The following is a 19,909-nucleotide window of genomic DNA, read 5'->3' on the forward strand; positions in this document are numbered from 1 at the left end:
ATCACACCCGAAATTAAATGAATGATGAGTAATTAACAGCATGGATGCTGTTAAAAGCGTAGCTTGGCCATGGATGGCCTATCTACGCTGGTTACGTTCATATCATTAATTTAAATTGAGGAAATAGTGTGATCCTCGGGGCGCCGCGGGGTTCCAAGGGGCGGTCGGCGGTATCCGCCCCTTGGTTGCCATCGCCAATGCGATATTAAGTCAATTATTTTGAAATTAAGAACCAAAAGCGCGAGGTAAACTCCCGCCTACGGCTTTTCGCGCGAGCAAGCTGAGCGCCTACAGCAAATTTTAAGGCTGGTGCTAAGACAATTCCCCCCTTCAACTTCACCTGAAAACACATAATTAATGAGTAATTACCTCGCATGGAGGCGAGGAAAGCGATGCTTGCACATGGATGTGCTTTCATCGCGTTTACGTTCATATTAATTTAGTGTTTAAAGATAAGTGAAATTGAGGGGCGCCGTGGGTGACGAATGATCAAAGCGTAGCTTTGCAGCTTGAGGAAGTGGAAGCATGGATGCTGACAGGAACCCGGCTTCAGGGATGAATTATTAGCAGCAGAGCTTATTTGAAGAAGACCGCCCCTTGGTTGCCATCGCCAATGTGATATTAAGTAAATTATTTTAAAAGCTACGCTTTTCGCGCGAGCAAGCTGAGCGCCTACAGGTGTTTGGGTGAGCTTTATAGCGTTAATTGGGATTATGAGCTAGTTACTAAAGAGCTAGTTGCTAAAGAGAAAGCGCGATGTAAAATCGCACTTACGCTTTTGTTGAGTGCGGTGGTTTAATTATTGTAGGTGAGGTTTTATACCTCGCGGGTGCTTTGTAAAAACCAAGCACAAGGTGAACTCCCACCCATAGCTTTAATTTTTGCTTTTTGGATTAGTAATGTTGATGTGTTTTTTCACATTTATAGGTACACTCTTTTAAAGTTTTAATTCAGGGAATGAATAATGATCAAATGGATTTTACTGGTATTTATTAGCGTATTTACAACTTTTCCTCAAGCTGGTGAGGCTTACACACAAGCCCAATGCGATAGCATTAAAAAGCAGCGCGAAGCTATTCGCTCTCAATTTAGAAGTGGCTACAGTAATAAAGAAGGTGAGCGTTTAACTGCACGCGATAAAACGCTATTTACCTTACTTGCTAATCACTGCAGTAAGCCTAAAAAGAGTGGTAACGCTTATCAGGCTACTTCTTCTAACCCAACTCGTACGCCTAATAGCAATTGGTTACTCAATCAAAAAGTATCAAACATGTCTTTGCACAGCGATAGCTATAAAGATACCGCTAAGCTTGATGCTTGGTCAAAATTTTATAAATTGCCTAAACGTTGCCGCAAAAAAGGGATGGAGTCGGACGACTTTGTATGGTGTAGCGAGTATCGGGGTAAACAAAAAGAGTTATTTGAAGCACAGTGGCAAGGGCGCCCATAAATATGTTTAAAACAAAATTACGCGTGGTGTTTGTATTTTTTGTGCTGCTAATTGCATCGGCGCTCATTGCTAATCATTTTACTGGGCGGGTATTTAATTATCATGATCCTATAGGCGAGGTTAAACGAATTTATAGTAGTTTATCGTCACAGATAGCTACTGAACCGCTAGCAACTAAACAGCTCAAAAATATAAGCTCGGCAACTTTACAAAATGCATCAGTATCTGCCGATAATCATTTATCGCAAGCTAACAATACGCGCTGCGTGGATGTATCGTTGGGTAAGGTTAAATATAAACGTAATGGCGATATATTTACGTGGACAGACAGTGACGGTGTGCCGCATTTTAGTGACAAAAAACCGGATTTTGCGGTAGCAACTTACGATCCTGGTTTTATTGAACCGTTAGATTACTTTGACCTCACTTTAAATACGCCTAATTTACCTTCGTCATTTAACCAAGCGTTACGCATAAAACTCAATACTGTATTTAAAGTATATGGACAGATTATTGGCGTGCACGCACTTAAAAAGGTAAAGCTTAATTTAACGGTACTGCCTACGCGCCGCGCTTATGAGGCCGCAATTAAGCAACGCAGTGCTGACCCTGCAAACACTGCGGGTATGTATTTTCACGCGAGTAATTCTGCTTTTATTCATTATAAAAATGCACACAGTGCAATGCGAACTGCGGTACATGAGGCAGTGCATGCCATTAATAAAGCGGTTTTAGGCTACACCCCTAGATGGTTTAATGAGGGATTTGCTGAATACTTTGAGCTTACTAAAAGTAATATGCAAACAGCTATTGTTGAGTCGAATAGTTCATGGACGAAAAGTAACAATATTACTAAAAGTGTATTTTCAATTGATTCGTTAGTGGGTTTAGATGACTCGTGGAAAAAAGGTGATAACAGTAAGCTGTATGCAAGCAGTTGGGCTGCAATTTACTTCTTAATGGATACGCAAGCAGGGAGAGCATTACTTAAGAATATAATGCTTGCTGAGCAAGAATTTCTCTGTAATAAATTATCTGAAAAGCAATTAAAAACAATAATATATAAGCAATTTCCTAATCTTAATCGTGAATATTCTAAGCGGTTAAAAAAGCCTTTAAAAGCGCATATATTTTAAATTACAAACCAAAAGTGCAAGGTAAACTCCCGCCTACAGCTTTTCGCGCGAGCAAGCTGAGCGCCTACAGGTGTTTAGCTTGGCCTAATTTAAAAGCCAAAGCGCGATATAAAATCGCACCTACGCTTTTGTTGAAAGTTGTGTTTGCAATGATGTAGGTGAGGTTTTATACCTCGCTTATAAATACATTTTTTACCACAGAAAAGTGAATTATTGTTCTATGTAGCGCTTAAAAGTAATGAGGCAATTAACTCTGCTATTCGCCTCATTGCATGAGGCAAATAAATTGTTATTCGCCTCACCATGTGAGGCGAATAGGTGTTTAGGTGAGCTTTGTAGAGTTGATTGGGGTAATGATCTAGTTACTAGAGGGCAAAGCGCGATGTAAAATCGCGCCTACAATTTAAAAGCTTCGCTTTTCGCGCGAGCAAGCTGAGCGCCTACAGGTGTTTGGGTGAGCTTTGTAGCGTTGATTGGGGTGTTTGAATTGTTGTAGGTGAGGTTTTATACCTCGCGGGTGTTTTTATAAGAGCTAAGCGCGATGTAAAATCGCACCTACGGGTTTGTTGAGTGTGGTGTTTGAATTATTGTAGGTGAGGTTTTATACCTCGCATGGTGTTTTTATAAAGCCAAAGCGCGAGGTAAACTCCCGCCTACAATTTAAACGCTTCGCTTTTGCGCGATGTAAAATCGCACCTACAATCTAAAATACTGTGCAATCTACTATTCCAACCGCGTTACTTTCACTTTTATTTTACCCGCATTAGCGCCATAAAAGCGGCTTAGGTCGTTTGCAAATGGGCAAAACTCGCCTGATTTATCTATTTTAATATCGGCGCCGTTGGCTATTTCGAATAGGTGGTCGTCGTTTTTATTAATAGCACCAATGAGTGAAAACCATTGCGCGCGAGGAAATCGTCTAAATGGTTCAAGTACAGCCATTGGGATTTCTTTTACGCCAAGCTGTACGTTGTCGCGGTTCCAGCCTAATGGCGTGCACTTTATGCCATCGTCAAACCAGTATTGATTTGGGTATGGGGTAAAGCGATACGTAGCGCCTTGCTCTAGCATGAGGCCGGTTGCGTTGTATTGCTCAGAGGCAAATACCACTATATCTTGGCTTTGGTTAATACTCAGCACACTCATGTTTTGATTAGCCAGTTCTATATGTTGGCTTAAACCAATAAAGCTAAGCGTGGTGTTGTCGTTGTAGCTAATTTTGTAATGCAGTTTTTTAAGCGATTCTGGGCGATAGCTGGTTAGTTTATTAATACGTTCGGCTACGCTGTAGTGCACTAAAGGCTCAAGTTTGCTGGCTTGGTCATCAATTAATACATAGCACTCTCTATCTACTAATTTAAAAAACGGGTTAAACCAAAAGTAATTTTGCTGATGACTTAATGCAAGCGGATCGGGTGTTACGGTTACGTCATCTTGTGCTACTAAGTTGCTATCGGGGAGTAGGGTTTCGTAATCTATGTCGTGGCTAGTGAGTAACGATATATTAAGCGGTTGTTCTATTAACCACTCAAGTGCATAGCGCAAGCTAATATCGGCTAGACCATCGCGGTAGTAACCGCCGCCAATGTCTGAATGCGCACCTGCAAACCATAGCTCAGTAATATTGTTTTGATGGTTCATGAGTGTGGGTTCAAAGGCGCGGCGTTTTTCGTCAAGGGCTACGCAGTGCAGCGCCTGAGTAATGTTGTTGGCAATGGTGTGGTTTTCAAAAATAACGTGCTCTGCGCCGCGTGTGGCTTTACTTACTTTTGATAAGCCAATAGAGGCGACGGTATCAAACACACATATGTAAACATTATCAGCAATTAAAGGTTCTAGGATTTTGGCAAAACGCCTTGCAAGTGCAGCGCCTCGGCTAAAACCTGTTAGCAGTATGGTATCGCCTAACTGATAGTGAGCTTTAAAGTCGCTTAACGCTTGATTTAAAATACTGGCTACGTCGTCACCGCGAGGTGCAAGGGTTTGGTTTAAAATACGTTTAAGGCGGCTGCCTTTGGTACCAATACCTTGATAATAAAAACTGAGTTGGTTTAAAAATGGAGTAATTGGGGAGTCTTCTAATTTACCGCCAAGCAGCAAATGCAATTTTAAAATGTTGGTAATATTAGAGTCTTCTTTAAAATGATCTGAGCTAAACTGTTCTGCGTCACGGGGCTCGTTTCCTGTGCCGTCAAAGTTAAAAATTAGCGTTTTACCCGTCATAACCCAATTCCCTTAGTTGTTTTAAATACTCTACACAGACAATGTTAAAAATTAAAGACAATATTCATCAGGTAATGACGAGCTAATTTATGGCTCGCCTGCTATGAAGATCAGTGATTATAAAAAGTATAGCTATTTAACGTTGTTTCCTCTAATGGTTTAAGCGCAGAGTTAAGTTGTACCAACTGCTGATAAACTTCAGGGTAAAATATTTTTAATCGGGCAACGCGAGAAAAGTGGTTTGGTTCAAATTTTTCAACAAGCTGCAAAGCTAAAGGAACCATTGGGCTTAACTCACCTTTGGTGTAGCTTTGTTCTAGCGCTAAGTCGAGTATATCTACGCCAAGTTTACTGGGAACAGTCGGTATTTTGTTATCAATTAGAAATTGGACTGCTTCGACAGAAGACGACGCAGCTTGTGTATAAACGTCGCGTCCATGTATATCGGTAATCGAAAAATCAAAACCAAGTTGTGCAAGTTCTTGCCATTGACTAAGCGGAATCCAGCTTAGTCTAACCAACTCTGTTGGAGGGATAGGTAGCGTTCGACTATTCCAAATAGGCACTAAGTCATATGGATTCTTAAGTAACCTAATAAATAGCACGTTTGTCTCTGTTTGATTTAGTGGAGTTGTCTGGCTGTATTCATGTGCTTTTTGAAATTCTTTTTTAGCTAAATACTCACGAAATACACTATCGCTTCTATCTGAAGAGGTACGGCGGGCAAGAGTGTTCCACCAATAATTAACTAAAACAGGGTCTATATTTTGTAATACGTCTTCAAAGTTACTGCCATACTCTTTTTCAATTTTGCGCACTTTGTCGTAAGCATCACTATCTCGTATGAGCTTTTGGGCTGCAAACAGCTTTTCTGTTAATTGATTACAATTGCTTGAGGCTGAATCTAGATCTTCTTTTTTATGTTGTAGCTCTAGTAAAAATTGAGATATTTCAGAGTTATCTGGCTCAGTTACTCTAGGCAGCATAGAGTTTTCAATTATAGATATTTGGCTAAAGTAGAGGTAACTTAAAGGATTTGTTTGCTCACTAATAAAAGTACCTTGTTGATATTTAAATTTGTTTTCAAAAAGTAGAGTCTTATCTGATGAATTTTTATAATTAAACTCACCATGGGCTTTATATCCTTCGGCGATTAAGTAATCCAGCATATCAGTCTTACTTTTATCTAAATCTTCTAAAGTTAAGTTTCCGTTTTTAGGTAAATTAATTATGGCAATATCTAACGCTGTAAATAGGCCTGCTTTATTGGTTGGCGAGACTCCTGCTTGTTTTAATGCTTTTACTAAGGGTAAATTAAATTGGCTAATAGCTAAATCGGCTAAGTTATATAAAACGGTAAAATTGTCATAAATAGGCATATCATTAAGTGAAGGTACTTGCTTCATTAACGCAAAAATATACTCATTAGGTAGACCGTTATTTATAGCTACTGCGAGTTCATTTACCGTAAATTGATTTACTACGATTACATGCTCAAATTCGTCAATTGAAAGTTTATTTGCATTGAGCATAAGTAGCGTGGCGGGAGAGATAACATTACTACCTTCAATACGAATAAACGACTGCAAATAAGTGGTAAACGTGTCGGAATTGTTTAATAGTGCATAGAGGGTTTCTTTTTTTACATTTTCATCAAGTGGAACGTTAAATGTTAAACCAGCAGGGCTTTGGGTAGCCGAACCTAACTGCTGCACCATCTCTTTTACTTTATCAGTGGTGAAATTTTGAATAGCTTCAATGCCTTGCCAGTCAGCTAAAATAGCTATGCTTTCAATTATTTTATAGTCTTTTTTTTGTTTATCTTTAATCGCTTCTTTAAGTAGCGTTGTATATGACTGATAAGATGCCTCATACAAACCTGAATACATTAATAGGTCGGCGACAGAAGTACCTTTGTTGAGTTCATTTTTAAAAAATAAAGTAAGCGATTGGTTTATTTCATTTATTTTGTATGCTTTATCAGCCGATTTATTTTTACAAAGGCTAATTTCGTGTTTTAGTTTTACTACTTTCTGTTGTGGGGATGCTTGAACGATCTGCTTTTGTTGTTTTATTTTGGGCTGAACTATATTTGAGGCAGGTTTTAAATTTTGCTTTACTACTGGTGAGCTGGATTGAGCTATAAATATATAAGTTGCCAATACAACCGTAGCAATGGCAATAAGCGCCAGGGGTCCTTTTTTCATAAACGTTAATCCTTTAGGTTCACTATTTCAATTATCCACATGGTACTATTTTAGATACTAATAGTGTAAGAGGCTTTAATAAAGTATTAATTTATTAAAGCCATTTTATAGGCTGCTAATTCAGTTTGCTTTTAATGCAATTTCATTTTAGGGCGCACTACTCGCAGTACTTTTTCGCTTATCCATAATGCAAAGGTTTTTGCGCTACCGTGTATGGCGCGTTGGTGCATACGATATAAAGATATATACATAAAGCGGGCAATTTTACCTTCAATAAAAAAGGTATTGCTGGTTAGGTTGCCCATTAAGTTACCTACCGTGCTGTAGCTCGATAAGTTAACTAGCGAGCCATGGTCGCTGTATTTAAAGCCGCGTAGTGGTTGCTGCTTTAACGTGGCGATGAGATTTTTTTCGACGCATAACGCCATTTGATGCGCCGATTGTGCGCGTGGTGGTACTTGCTTGCCGTCGGCTTGGGTAAATGCGCAGCAATCGCCTAATACAAAAATGCTTTCGTCAACGGTGCTTTGTAAAAACTCGTTTACTTGAATTTGGTTGCTACGAGTAAGCTCAAAAATACCTAAGTCTTTAATAAAATCAGGTGCTTTTACGCCTGCCGCCCACACCATTATATCGGCATCAATGTGTTCTTCATCTTTGGTTATAAAGCCTTGTGCGGTGCCTTCTTTTACTTGCGTTTGTTCGCGCACGTTTACGCCAAGCTTTAATAGCTCGCGTTTGGCACTTACGGCAATACGCTCTGGTAATGCAGGTAAAATACGCGGGCCGGCTTCAATTAAATGAATATGCAAACGCTTAGACGACATATTTGTTAAGCCATAAAGCTTTAATAGCTCAGACACATGGTAAAGCTCAGCTGAGAGTTCAACACCCGTAGCACCGCCGCCTACAATGGCAATATTAAGTGATTGCTGTTGGTTGTCGTCTTGATGAAGGCGCGTAAAGCTATCTAGTAATGAGTGCTGAAAGCGCTCTGCTTGTTGGCTTGAATCTAAAAAGTAGCAGTGCTCTTTTATACCAGGGGTATTAAAGTCGTTACTTACGCTGCCGATGGCAATAACAAGGTGATCGTAACGAACTGTACGCCCAGGTAAAATAGTGTGGCCTAACTCGTCGTTTAATGGGGAGAGGGTAATTGTTTTATTGCTTTGGTCTATATTGCAAAAGGTACCAAGTTGAAAACGATAATGATGTTTTGCGGCATGGGCTGAATACACAACGCCATCTAAATCAGGGTCAATAGAGCCTGTCGCTACTTCGTGCAGTAACGGCTTCCATATGTGGGTACGGTTTTTGTCTATTAACAGTATATCTGCTTGTTTTTTTTTCCCTAGCTTATGCCCCAGTTGGGTTGCAAGTTCTAATCCGCCAGCACCACCGCCAATAACGACGATTTTAGGTATTGTAATACTCATAACGTTGCCCTTAAAAATAATATACCCAAGTGATCTGTATTTTTATTAGTTTTTTAAGGTGACTTGGGTATCAATAAATTATTTTGGCAACAAGTAGTTACTACTCATTTTATGGGTGCCTAGTTTGCGCCTAAATAAAACCGATGTCAGCAATAAATAATGTTATTTGTTGTATACTGAGTTGCAAATATTTCATACACACCGAGTTGCAAATATTTTATCTACACCGCATTTTTATAAGCATGACTATTGTTTAGCCATCAAAAGGACATTTATGACCACGCCACTAATTCAATCACTTGAGCAGCACTTTGGTTTTAGCCAGTTTAGAACAGGGCAACAACAAACTATAGAGCAGCTTTTAAATGGTCAATCGTCGTTGGCTATATTTCCGACCGGCTCGGGTAAATCGTTGTGCTATCAATTAACTGCGTTGCATTTACCAAATTTAACCTTAGTGGTTTCGCCTTTACTTGCATTGATGAAAGATCAAATTAGCTTTTTAAATAGCAAAGGTATTTATGCTGCCAGCCTTGATTCGAGCCAAGATCAAATGCAAAGCAGCACCGTAATGAATGATGTGCGAAACGGTAAAATTAAAGTATTAATGGTGTCGGTTGAGCGCTTTAAAAACGAGCGTTTTAGAGAGTTTATAAGCCAAGTGGCGCTTTCGATGTTAGTGGTAGACGAAGCGCACTGTATATCAGAATGGGGCCATAACTTTAGACCCGACTACCTTAAACTGCCGCGTTACCGCGAAGAGCTTAATATTCCTTTAGTGTTGTTACTTACTGCAACGGCCACTAAAAAAGTAAAACGCGATATGGCAGAGCGCTTTGCTATTGCGCCTGAGTGCATTGTGCAAACGGGCTTTTACCGCGCTAATTTAGATTTAAGCGTGCTGAGCGTTAAAACCGCCGATAAAAACACCGAGCTTGCCAACATTGTACGCGCGCAAAGTGGCCCTGGTATTGTGTATGTAACGCTACAGCAAAGCGCTGAGCAAGTTGCTAATGTGCTAAGTGCGCAAGGTGTGCATGCCGTTGCTTACCATGCAGGGCTTGAAGATACGCTACGCTGGCAAATTCAAGATGACTTTATGGGCGGTAAAATTAACGTTGTAGTGGCAACCATAGCCTTTGGTATGGGCGTTGATAAATCGGATATTCGCTTTGTTATACATTACGACTTACCTAAATCGATAGAAAACTACAGCCAAGAAATTGGCCGAGCAGGGCGCGATGGCGATCCATCAAACTGCTACACGCTTGCTAACCTAGACGGCCTAAATACGGTAGAAAACTTTGTATATGGCGACACCCCTGAGCTTAGCGGGATTGAATACGTAATTAACGATATTCGCCAAAGCGACCAGCAATGGGAAATGCAAGAATACAGCCTTTCAAGCGAAAGTAATATTAGGCAACTAGCCCTTAAAACCTTGTTAGTACAGCTTGAAATGCAAGGCGCAATAACGCCACAATATGCTTACTACGCCGATTTTAAATACAAATTTTTGGTTGATAAAAACGAGCTACTTGGTCATTTTGATGAGCAACGCCAAGCATTTTTAACGCAAATATTTAGCCATACCGATTTTAAAAAAATATGGGGCACGCTAAATTTTGACTCCCTTACGCAAGCCGCGCAGGTTGATCGCAAACGCGTAGTGGCTGCTCTTGACTACCTAGCCGAAAAAAACCTAATAACGCTCGAAACCAAACGTATTACCCAAGTATACAAAGTGCATGGAGAGGTTATAAATAACCCAGAACTTGCCCAGCAACTTCATGACTACTTTACCGATAAAGAACAGGCCGAAATTAAACGTATTGCTGCACTGGTACGCTTTTTTGAGCTACAAAGTTGCTTAAGCTATAACTTAGCGCGCTATTTTGACGATCAAAATGCACCTGAGCAATGTGGGCATTGTAGTGTGTGTAGAGGCCATGCGGTTAAGCTTGAATATTCTATAGAGCCTGCATATATTGACGAGCAACTTATTTATCAAAAGGTAGATGAGTTTTTAGCGCATATGGCAGGCAAGGGTAATCATAATGTGGGTATTGAAACCCAATGCCGCTTTTTAGCAGGGATGAGTGTGCCGTTATTTGCGCGTAATAAAGTGCGCCAGCTGAGTGGTTTTGCGCTGTGCGAGCAAATGCGTTACAGCGATATTAAAGCAAAACTACTAGCGCGTTAAATTAGTTACTGTATCCTAGTGGCTTATTCAAAAAAGTAAGCCACTATGCCTCAAATTGTTATCCCCGTTGAAAATATTGCTACTACCGCAGAGCCCGTTACGTGTGCTAACTGCCAAGCCTGTTGTTGCCAATTAGAAGTGCGCATAGTAACCGACACCGGCGTGCCTTTTAACTATATAGAATACGATAAATGGGGCAGTGAAGTAATGAAACGCGCTGACGACGGTTGGTGCCAAGCACTCGACCGCAATACGCTTATGTGCTCTATTTACGAAAACCGCCCATTAGTATGTCGCGAGTTTGAAATGGCCTCAGACGAGTGTATTACCGAGCGCGATTTAGCAGGTATATAGTCCGCTATTATTAAAGTACATAAACAAAGGGGCTTAAAAGCCCCTTTGTTTATTACTTACTATAAAAATTAAACTTTAAAGTAGCTAATATACTTTTTAAGTGTGTTTGAAAGGTCAGCTAATGCAACGGCTTCTTGTGCGTTACTGTTAAGCGACATGCTGGTTTCTTTGGACATACTGGCAATTTCTTCTACGCCAGTACTAATTTGCGCCACGGTGGCTACTTGGTTTGATGTTGATTCAACAATTTCAAGCACGTTACTTAATGAGTCATTAGCTTGTTGCTGTATTTGATGCAGTAGCTCGTTTGCTTCGTGAGTAAGCGTTAAGCCATTTTCTACTTGTGGTACTGTGGTTTCCATAGCTGTTACCGACGCTTGCGTGTTTTCTTGTACTTGCAAAATCATCTTTTCAATATCGCCTGTTGCATCACCAGTACGCTGGGCAAGTTGTCTTACCTCGTCAGCAACAACAGCAAACCCTCGGCCTGTTTCGCCTGCTCTTGCAGCTTCTATTGCTGCATTTAGTGCAAGCAAGTTTGTTTGATCAGAAATACTGCGGATCACACTTAAAATATCGCCAATGTGTTTTACATGTTCTTGCAGCACGTTTACTTGGGTAACCGTCGCTTTTACAGTTACTGAGATTTGCTCAATTTCGGCCGCTACTTTTTGCACAGCAATACTACCTTGCTGCGATAATTGTGCGGTTATTTTTGAGTTATCTTCTGTTTGCCTAACTGAGTCGGCTACGGCATGAATACTGCGGCTCATTTCTTCTAGGCTGCTTACTGCAGAGTTTGTATAAGTTACTTGTGCGTCAGCGGCACTAAGTGCTTGCTGCGAGCCAGATGCTACGCTTGCAGAGTGCGTAGAAAGCTCTTCAGATGAGTTAATAATGCTATCTACAATGGTTTTTAATTTAGATTGCATCACCCCTACAGAAGCCATCATGCTATTTGGGCAACACGACTGTACATCACCTCTTAAGTCGCCTTGCGCAATAAGGGCAATTACTTCAGCAGCCTCTTGTGGTTCGCCACCTACTGAATTTCTGATCAGTTGGCTAATAACATACGCAACGCTTATGCCTATTAAAAAGGCAAGTGCGGTGAGCGAAATCATCCAAATTTTAAACGAGCTGGCAATATCGAGAGTATCAATAGTGGTGGTTTGATTTGCTTGCTCTTGAAGGTTTATAAATTGGTTTATAACATTTAGCCACTGGGTAAACGCAGGGCGCGCATCGGTTAATAAAATGCGCTCAGCTTCGTTTAGGTTTCCTGCATTTTTAGCGTTTATTACACCTTGAATGAAAGGTTGAGTGCGCTGCTCTATTTGATTTATTTTATTAATTAGAGCGCGCTCTTCATTATTCATATTACCTATTAGCTCGGCCATAGACCGGCTTGACGTTTGGTAAAATGCGTTTAGCTCTTTTATGCTCTTTAACACGGAGCTTAAACTGCTTTGATCGGTAATTAGCACTACATCGCGCACGGCTATCGCTCTGTCGTGTACGCTGCCTCTAAAGTTAATTGCGTAACGTTGCTTTACCGAATTTACGTCGGTCATGTGGGTAATGTTATTATTAATGAGGCTAACGCGCGAAATGCCAATAATGGTTAAAATAAGCATCATTGATAAAATTACGCCAAAGCCGGTCGTTAAACGCATGTTTATGGTCATGGTTGATCCCAAGTGTGAGTCAATACGCGCAAGAGCAGCTTGTATTATTAGTGATTATTCTAAAACAATAGCAGCATTATGCCTTATTAATTAAAGTTTTATTAGCAATAAGGGATTGTTTGTTAATTTAGTTTACAAGCGTAACTTTAATGAGGAGTGTTTTTCAGGCATTAAAAAAGGGGCTAAATGCCCCTTGATGTTGTATAAAAAGATTATACAAAAAGATTATATAAAAGTAGTTAGTCGTACTTTGCTTCTAGCTCATTAGCTGTATGAAACTTCTCATGACTTTGTAATTGCTCGTCGTATTTAACGAGGTTTTTAAAGTGCGCTAATTGACCTGAGTTTTTAACTATTTCAACAATAAACGACATCATAAAATCAGCGCCCGTTAGGGTATCGCCCACTAAATAACGTTTACCTTCAAGGCGGTCGTTAAAGTAGCTAATTACTTTAGCTGTTTCAGCGTCAGCATAGCCTTCTAAAAACTGCGTTTTAGCGCCGTCTTTTAGTACAAACATTTTAAGTAAAAGCGGTAAAATTGCTGAGCTTTCTGCAAAGTGCAGCCATTGCTGGTAGTCAACATATTCAGCGGTATCTACTTTTGGAGCAAATTTACCATTGCCGTATTTAGTAATAAGGTAATCGGTAATAGCGCCTGATTCAGCAATAATTAAACCGCCATCTTCAATTACCGGTGACTTACCAAGTTGATGAATATGCTTTAATTCGTCAGGGGCTAAAAATGTGTCTTTATTACGCTGATAAGCCACAATTTCGTAGTCAACATTTAGCTCTTCTAAAAGCCAAATTACGCGTTTAGAACGTGATTTATTTAAATGGTGTAGTTTGATCATGTCAGTCCTTTTTTGGCTTGTAAGGACTTGGCCTTACAAGCCGTTTAAAATTAAAGTGGGTTATTAATTTTAACCACAGTTTTACCAAAGTTTTTACCGCATATCATATCGTTGAACGCGTCTAATGTATTTTCGATGCCTTCTACCATGTGCTCACGGTATTGAATTTTTCCGTCTTGCAGCCATTTTTGCATATCTTGTGCAAACTCGTCGTAACGGTCGCCGTAGTCATCAAAAATGATAAAGCCTTGCATTTTAATACGCTTAGTAAGCAATTGACCCATTAGCATGCCTAAACGGTCTGGGCCTTCTGGCAAGCTAGTTGCGTTATATTGCGATACTAAACCACACAGTGGTACTCGTGCTGCGGTATTTAGTAGTGGTAATACGGCGTCGAATACTTTACCGCCCACATTTTCGTAGTAAACATCAATGCCTTTATCACAGGCTTTTTCTAGCTGTTCTTCAAAGTCATCTGCTTTGTGATCAATACAGGCATCAAAACCTAGCTTTTCAACAGCATGTGCGCATTTTTCACTACCACCAGCAACACCCACTACTTTACAGCCTTTAATTTTAGCTATTTGACCAACCGTTGCGCCCACCGGGCCTGTTGCTGCTGCAACTACAACTGTTTCACCTTCTTTTGGTGCGCCAATATCAAGTAAACCCATGTAAGCGGTAAAGCCAGGCATACCCATAATACCTAATGCGTACGAAGGGTTTGCAGGCTCTTTACCTAACTGCATTAAGCCTTCGCCATTGGTAATGGCGTAATCTTGCCAACCTGTGTAGGCAAGTACCCACTCGCCCTCGCTAAACTTATCGTTTTTAGACTCTTCTACTTGGCACACTGTTGCGCCAACCATTACATCGCCAATATTAACAGGGTCAGCGTACGACTTAGCATCGCTCATACGACCACGCATATACGGGTCTAGCGATAGGTAAATAGTGCGTAGTAAAACTTCGCCGTCTTTTAATGCAGGAAGCTCTACCGTTTTTAATTTAAAGTTTTCATCTGTTGGAGCGCCATTAGGGCGTGATTCAAGAGTAAGTTGGCGACTAGTCGTAGACATAAAAGATCTCCTATTAATATAAATAAACTACTTACCGAATGTTTACGCTTTAAAAATCGTGATCAGCTAAACAATAATGCGCGGCTAAGCAGTATGAATATGTACAATGCGTACCTTAATAAAGGAGTTTTGGGCGGGTGGTTGATAATTCAAGCTTTGCGCAGATTTAATTAGAGTAATTAGTCTGCTTTGAGCTTACTAAATATATGATTGTTGTAAAATACCCCGTTTTTATAAATGGCCTGTTTAAGCACAGCCTCTTGCTCAAAGCCACTTTTAATAAGTGCTTTCATAGAGCCGGTATTACCAGCAAACACAGCGCCAAAAATTCTATTTAGGTTAGATTGCGCAAACGCTTCTTCGCATATAAGTTCAATAGCGCGAGTAATAATGCCTTGCCCCCAATAGGCTTTATTTAGCCAATAACCAATTTCGCCACTGTGGCTGTATTCAAATTCGCCGGGAGTTACACCAATACAGCCCGCAAATTGCCCATTTACCTCAATGGCTTTAACTGTTGCATCAATTACGCCGTTTTTTGAGCCTTGGTTTATCCACCAATCAGCATCGGCTTGCGTATACGGAAACGGAATTTTTGACGATAAATAACGCGTTACCTGTTCATCATTTAAGGTGCTAATAATAAAAGGCGCGTCTTGGGCTTTAAACTCTCTGAGGGTGATCATATTTTTTCATAAATTTTTAGTATGCACACTAACTTAACAATCATTTTAACGTTAAACAATCAGAACCTAAATTAAACGGTTTACGGCTATTACTTTGTTTTAAAGTCCTCTAATATAAGCAAAATATTACACCTATTTTAGATGCCATTATGCACCCTCACATTAAAGCGCTTTATAACAGCGCCCAAAAACCAAGCCGTTTAATTATTGGTTTAATGAGCGGTACCTCGTTGGACGGGCTTGATGTTGCACTGTGTAAAGTAACGGGAGCGGGCTTAAATACACACATTGAGGTTTTAAATTTTACTACTGTTGATTACAACGACGATTATAAAACTAAAATAAAGCAGGTATTTGCTAAGCGAGAATGCGATTTAGAGCTTGTTACTTTACTGCACCCGTGGGTAGGTAAACTCCATGGCAATATGGTTAACCAGTGCTTAGCTAAGTGGAATATAACCCCTGCAAGTATTGATGTAATAGCAAGCCACGGGCAAACCATTTATCACTGCCCGCAGTCGCAGCATAACCACAAAAGCTTTACTAATGGCACCTTACAAATTGGCGATAGTGACCAAATAGCCGTTACTACGGGTATTACAACCATTGGTGATTTTAGACAAAAACACATAGCCGCAGGAGGCGAGGGCGCACCACTGGCTGTGTATGGCGATTATTTGTATTTTTCGAGCGCTGCTGAGAGTCGGATTTTGCTAAATATGGGCGGCATTGCTAACTTAACGTTTTTACCCAAAAATGGTGATGCAAACGGTGTGTTTAGCGCCGATATTGGCCCCGGTAATACCATTATGGATGCCTACGTACAGCAACATTTTAAAGATATGCATTATGACGATGGCGCAAAAATAGCAAAAGCAGGCAAGATAAATACACCATTATTGAATGCATTGTGTAATAACGCATTTTTTAAACTCCCAATGCCTAAAACCACAGGGCCTGAGGTATTTAACTTAGCGTATTTAAATGCTGCACAGCAGGTTACAAATACTCACCATTTAAGCCATGAAGATGTAATGGCCACCTTAAATACCTTTACTGCAACCGTTATAGCAAATGCATTAAACGAGTGTGCAGAGCGCGCACAAAATTGTGTGGTGTATGCAAGTGGTGGCGGTATTCATAACCCGTTGCTAATGGCGCAACTTACAGCGCTTTGCCCACGTATTAAGGCTTTTAAAAACACCGACGATTTAGGTATAAACCCCGACGCAAAAGAGGCTGTACTATTTGCTATTTTAGCAAACGAATGCCTAGCAGGAGAGCAGCAACACCTAAGTAATACTGCACAAGGTATTGCGGGAGTTACTATGGGTAAAGTAAGTTTTGCAGATTAATAACTTATAGGTCGCGTCGCGTAATTTAAGTGCAGCCAGCACTAAAACAGCGATAAAAACGTAGAACCCATACTCGCAAAGTAGCTACGAACGCCCTGAGGCTTAGCATGTTCAGTTGTTATGTGTTCAGGAATATAGCCTTGCTCAAATGCTTTAATGTACACATCGAGTTGTTGGCTTTCTTTTAAGGTCGTGTTTTTTCCGTGCAGCATCATTTGCACTACAAAACATTGGCTTTGTGTAATGTTACTTAAAGTAAGGTTTACAGTACCAGATTCAAGGTCTGCATTGCTCAGCGTTTTTTCAGTAAAATACTGCGCCCCACGCGCACTGGGCTGCGTAGCACTTAGTGAAATAACATCGCTCTCATTTGCGCCATCAGGCAACACACATTGCAGCGTAATGTTATGCGCAGCACTGGCTTTTAGTGACAGCTTTTCATATTCCATAGCGTGGCTCATCGCCGCAGACATAGAATCATCAAACGATTGCTGTGCAAATGTTAGTTGCACTAAGGGTGTACTCATCTTACTTAATCTTCTTGAGTTTATTCATTTATCGGATAGAGATTATCGCGGATCAAAGTTACAGATTTATGACTAATTGCACTAATTAGTACAATTATTGAGTGGTTTGATCAAAGAGGATCTTTGCACTTCTAATATGAAAACAGTTTGTGATACATTTAGAGTAGATAGTTATATACAGCAAGGTCAGGCGAGTGAGTATTGACTAGATAAAGCCGCTAACCAGTAATGCTATGTAAAATGAGTAAATAAAAATATAATGTAAATTATATTTTAGTGTAAACACTTTATCCCACAGTAAAAAATAATTTAAACTCAAGCAACTTGCATCAGAACGAAAAAACCCACGCCTAAGCATGGGTTTATTTTTTATCTTTTGTCTTTGGTGGGCTGCATAAGCAGGGATATCCAAAGCTCTCAATAAACATATTACCAGAAAATGTATTATGATCAACCAAAGATAAAGAAAAACTTATAAGATGGAAAGTTAATGCGATACAAAGCAATTGAAAAGACCATATCAATTAGTCGATTTACAACATACAGAAATGCTGTCATTGCGAGTACTGGTGTTGATTGCGGTATAAAAGCTCTCTCGCTATATGAATGGAATGCAAATTTATCATCTGATTTTTTATTTCCTTTACATATATATGAAGTGGTATTACGTAATGCTATTAGTGAAGCTATTGCAAAAAGATATGGTACTGATTGGCCTATTAATACGGTATTTCAAAACTCACTGGCTTATAAAAATAAAAAAGAGCTATTAAGCATTGTTAGCAATAATTACCAAGGGTTAGGCAAGGTGTTACCAGAGTTAAAGTTATCTTGGTGGGAAGAAATGCTAACGCGAAGGCATGATGGGCGTATTTGGAACGTTCATATTCAGACTGCATTTCCAAATGCTGATAACCTAACTGCGGCGCAAATTAGAACGCTATTAAAAGAAGCTTGCTTTGTAATAAGAAAAATAAGAAATCGAATCGCTCATCATGAGCCTATTTTCAATCACAATAAGTTACTTGATATTTATCCTTTAATTGAAACTACTGTGGCAATGCGATGTAAAGAAACAAAAATATGGTTGGATGAAATAGAAAAGGTTAATAATTTACTTTTGAACCCAGTTATATGAAAGTATTAAAAAATTTATTTGGCACATAAAAGGGAAAACTGAGTCTAAAAAATGAGAAAAAGTCATAACTCCATCTATGCCCAAAGATCTCTCACCAAAACAAAGTACATAGGCTCATTAATATTTTTCCTCTCATAGTTTTGAAGATTGAGCGGATACAGTTGATTAGCTCACACACTTGACTATTTGTAGCGAGCGGAAAGTACAATCTTAGTTGAAAGCTGTCTAGAGGAATGCTTGAAATCCACGATTGTAATTTATTAGCCAAAGTAAATACTCCGAGCTAGTTTTTACAACGACCAAATAAAAAGCAGATACCTAATTAGCATCTGCTTTTATATTTAAAAACCACAGTGCTAAGCGCTGTGGTTTTTAATTTTTAACGAAGAATATTTAATTAAGCTTGAGGTTTAATTAAGTACTTTTCGCCTGTTGCTTGTTTAGAATAAGCCGCGATTGATTGTAAATGTAATACCTCAGCTAATGACACTTCGTGCGTGTAGTTGCTCGCAAATGTAGTGGTGATTTCGTCTGCAATACGTTTGCGCATTTTTATTACTGTATCTGTGCCTAATTTACCTAAGGCATTAAATAACAAGAATCCGTTTACACCCCATGCAAAACCAAAGTTACGGTTTATTGTGATAGGGCCTCGGTTTAATGCACCATAAATATACACTTGTTTGTAAGTGTCTGAGCCATAAACACTGTGCTCTTTCATATCGCGTGCAGCTGCAACTTCCATACAGTTAAGAATATCACTTGTTAGTTGGCCGCCACCGATTGGGTCGAACGCTATAGTTGCACCCGTTTCAATTATTGCAGCGGTTAGATCAGCAAGAAAAGTGTCGTTGCTTGAGTTAACAATATATTTTGCACCCATATCGCGCAGTAATTTTTCTTGTTCTGGTTTACGAACAATATTAATTAAATCAACGCCATCAGCAATACAAATACGGTTTAGCATTTGGCCAAGATTAGAGGCTGCAGCCGCGTGAATAATAGCTTTATGACCTTCAGCGCGCATGGTTTCTACCATTGCTAGTGCGGTAAGTGGGTTAACAAAAGATGATGCACCTTCTTTAGCGGTAGTCCCTTCTTTTAGCTCTAGGCAACTTTGTACATTGGCACAAATAAATTGACGATACGTACCACCGCCAATTACAGCAACGGTTTTACCCATTAATGCTTGTGCGGCTGGTGATGAACCTGCTGCTACAACGGTGCCTGCGCCTTCATTACCTACTTGTGTGGCTTTACCTACGCGTGTTTTAAGTGATGGCATAAATTGAGCTGGAACATCGGCAGTAATTACTGGGTTTTCATCAGTACCCGATTGCTTTGCAGTAGACATATCAGCTGCGCTGAATAAAACGCCTAAGTCTGATGGGTTTAATGGTGCAGCTTCAATACGAATAACCACTTCATCGGCACTAGGCTTTGGCATCTCGATGTTTTTTAAGGCAAGTGTTAGTTTATTGTCTTCGCTGATAGTTGAAGTAAGTTGGATATTTTTATCTGTCATTATGTTTGCTCCCACAAAATGAGTATTGATTACTGTTATAGCTAA

At 39.8% G+C, this 19,909-nt stretch carries 15 protein-coding genes; 6 read left to right on the forward strand and 9 right to left on the reverse strand.

The features are described from left to right. Positions 1-964 precede the first annotated feature (964 nt). Positions 965-1,450, forward strand: coding sequence for a hypothetical protein (locus I6F40_RS05745; protein WP_197192628.1), 486 nt, complete (start codon positions 965-967; stop codon positions 1,448-1,450). A 2-nt stretch (positions 1,451-1,452) separates the two neighbouring features. Continuing rightward, positions 1,453-2,586 carry a DUF1570 domain-containing protein gene (locus I6F40_RS05750; RefSeq protein ID WP_197192629.1) on the forward strand — a complete coding sequence of 378 codons (1,134 nt, stop codon included), beginning with the start codon at positions 1,453-1,455 and terminating at the stop codon, positions 2,584-2,586. 723 nt (positions 2,587-3,309) lie between these two features. On the opposite strand, the gene I6F40_RS05755 is transcribed toward I6F40_RS05750, so the two are convergent. The 3 genes from I6F40_RS05755 to I6F40_RS05765 form a co-directional block, all read right to left on the reverse strand. Further along, on the reverse strand, positions 3,310-4,809 hold the full coding sequence (locus I6F40_RS05755) for a phospholipase effector Tle1 domain-containing protein (protein ID WP_197192630.1): 1,500 nt from the start codon (positions 4,807-4,809) through the stop codon (positions 3,310-3,312). A 110-nt stretch (positions 4,810-4,919) separates the two neighbouring features. Continuing rightward, positions 4,920-7,016, reverse strand: a complete 2,097-nt coding sequence (locus I6F40_RS05760) for a cupric reductase (protein WP_197192631.1) — start codon at positions 7,014-7,016, stop codon at positions 4,920-4,922. Positions 7,017-7,147: 131 nt separating this feature from the next. Next, the gene (locus I6F40_RS05765; protein ID WP_165741260.1) at positions 7,148-8,452 is read right to left on the reverse strand and encodes an NAD(P)/FAD-dependent oxidoreductase; all 1,305 of its coding nucleotides are present in this window, start codon (positions 8,450-8,452) and stop codon (positions 7,148-7,150) included. A gap of 274 nt (positions 8,453-8,726) precedes the next feature. Here I6F40_RS05765 and I6F40_RS05770 point away from each other — a divergent pair, with 274 nt between their 5' ends. Both I6F40_RS05770 and I6F40_RS05775 read left to right on the forward strand, forming a co-directional pair. Further along, a complete protein-coding gene (locus I6F40_RS05770) occupies positions 8,727-10,655 on the forward strand; it encodes a RecQ family ATP-dependent DNA helicase (RefSeq protein WP_197192632.1) in 1,929 nt (642 codons plus the stop codon). Positions 10,656-10,700: 45 nt separating this feature from the next. Then, the gene (locus I6F40_RS05775) at positions 10,701-11,009 is read left to right on the forward strand and encodes a YkgJ family cysteine cluster protein (RefSeq protein ID WP_197192633.1); all 309 of its coding nucleotides are present in this window, start codon (positions 10,701-10,703) and stop codon (positions 11,007-11,009) included. Positions 11,010-11,077: 68 nt separating this feature from the next. Here the strand turns inward: I6F40_RS05775 and I6F40_RS05780 are convergent, their stop codons facing one another. The 4 genes from I6F40_RS05780 to I6F40_RS05795 form a co-directional block, all read right to left on the reverse strand. Next, on the reverse strand, positions 11,078-12,697 hold the full coding sequence (locus I6F40_RS05780) for a methyl-accepting chemotaxis protein (protein ID WP_166377565.1): 1,620 nt from the start codon (positions 12,695-12,697) through the stop codon (positions 11,078-11,080). A gap of 239 nt (positions 12,698-12,936) precedes the next feature. Then, positions 12,937-13,554: a glutathione S-transferase family protein gene (locus I6F40_RS05785; protein ID WP_010554991.1), complete on the reverse strand. Its 618-nt coding sequence runs from the start codon at positions 13,552-13,554 to the stop codon at positions 12,937-12,939. A 50-nt stretch (positions 13,555-13,604) separates the two neighbouring features. Further along, on the reverse strand, positions 13,605-14,633 hold the full coding sequence (locus I6F40_RS05790; protein WP_197192634.1) for an NADP-dependent oxidoreductase: 1,029 nt from the start codon (positions 14,631-14,633) through the stop codon (positions 13,605-13,607). 179 nt (positions 14,634-14,812) lie between these two features. Further along, positions 14,813-15,319: a GNAT family N-acetyltransferase gene (locus I6F40_RS05795; RefSeq protein WP_197192635.1), complete on the reverse strand. Its 507-nt coding sequence runs from the start codon at positions 15,317-15,319 to the stop codon at positions 14,813-14,815. A 149-nt stretch (positions 15,320-15,468) separates the two neighbouring features. Here I6F40_RS05795 and I6F40_RS05800 point away from each other — a divergent pair, with 149 nt between their 5' ends. Beyond that, the gene (locus tag I6F40_RS05800) at positions 15,469-16,674 is read left to right on the forward strand and encodes an anhydro-N-acetylmuramic acid kinase (RefSeq protein ID WP_197192636.1); all 1,206 of its coding nucleotides are present in this window, start codon (positions 15,469-15,471) and stop codon (positions 16,672-16,674) included. A 41-nt stretch (positions 16,675-16,715) separates the two neighbouring features. Here I6F40_RS05800 and I6F40_RS05805 read toward each other — a convergent pair whose 3' ends face one another. Then, entirely contained in the window at positions 16,716-17,201 is a 486-nt protein-coding gene (locus I6F40_RS05805; RefSeq protein ID WP_165742304.1) for a hypothetical protein, read from the reverse strand. Positions 17,202-17,691: 490 nt separating this feature from the next. On the opposite strand from I6F40_RS05805, the gene I6F40_RS05810 reads away from it, so the two are divergent. Beyond that, positions 17,692-18,339, forward strand: a complete 648-nt coding sequence (locus I6F40_RS05810) for an Abi family protein (RefSeq protein ID WP_197192637.1) — start codon at positions 17,692-17,694, stop codon at positions 18,337-18,339. Positions 18,340-18,736: 397 nt separating this feature from the next. Here the strand turns inward: I6F40_RS05810 and I6F40_RS05815 are convergent, their stop codons facing one another. Beyond that, on the reverse strand, positions 18,737-19,864 hold the full coding sequence (locus tag I6F40_RS05815; protein ID WP_197192638.1) for a zinc-binding dehydrogenase: 1,128 nt from the start codon (positions 19,862-19,864) through the stop codon (positions 18,737-18,739). Positions 19,865-19,909 lie beyond the last annotated feature (45 nt).

It is taken from the genome of Pseudoalteromonas sp. SWXJ133, from assembly GCF_015864365.1.
GTDB lineage: Bacteria > Pseudomonadota > Gammaproteobacteria > Enterobacterales > Alteromonadaceae > Pseudoalteromonas > Pseudoalteromonas arctica.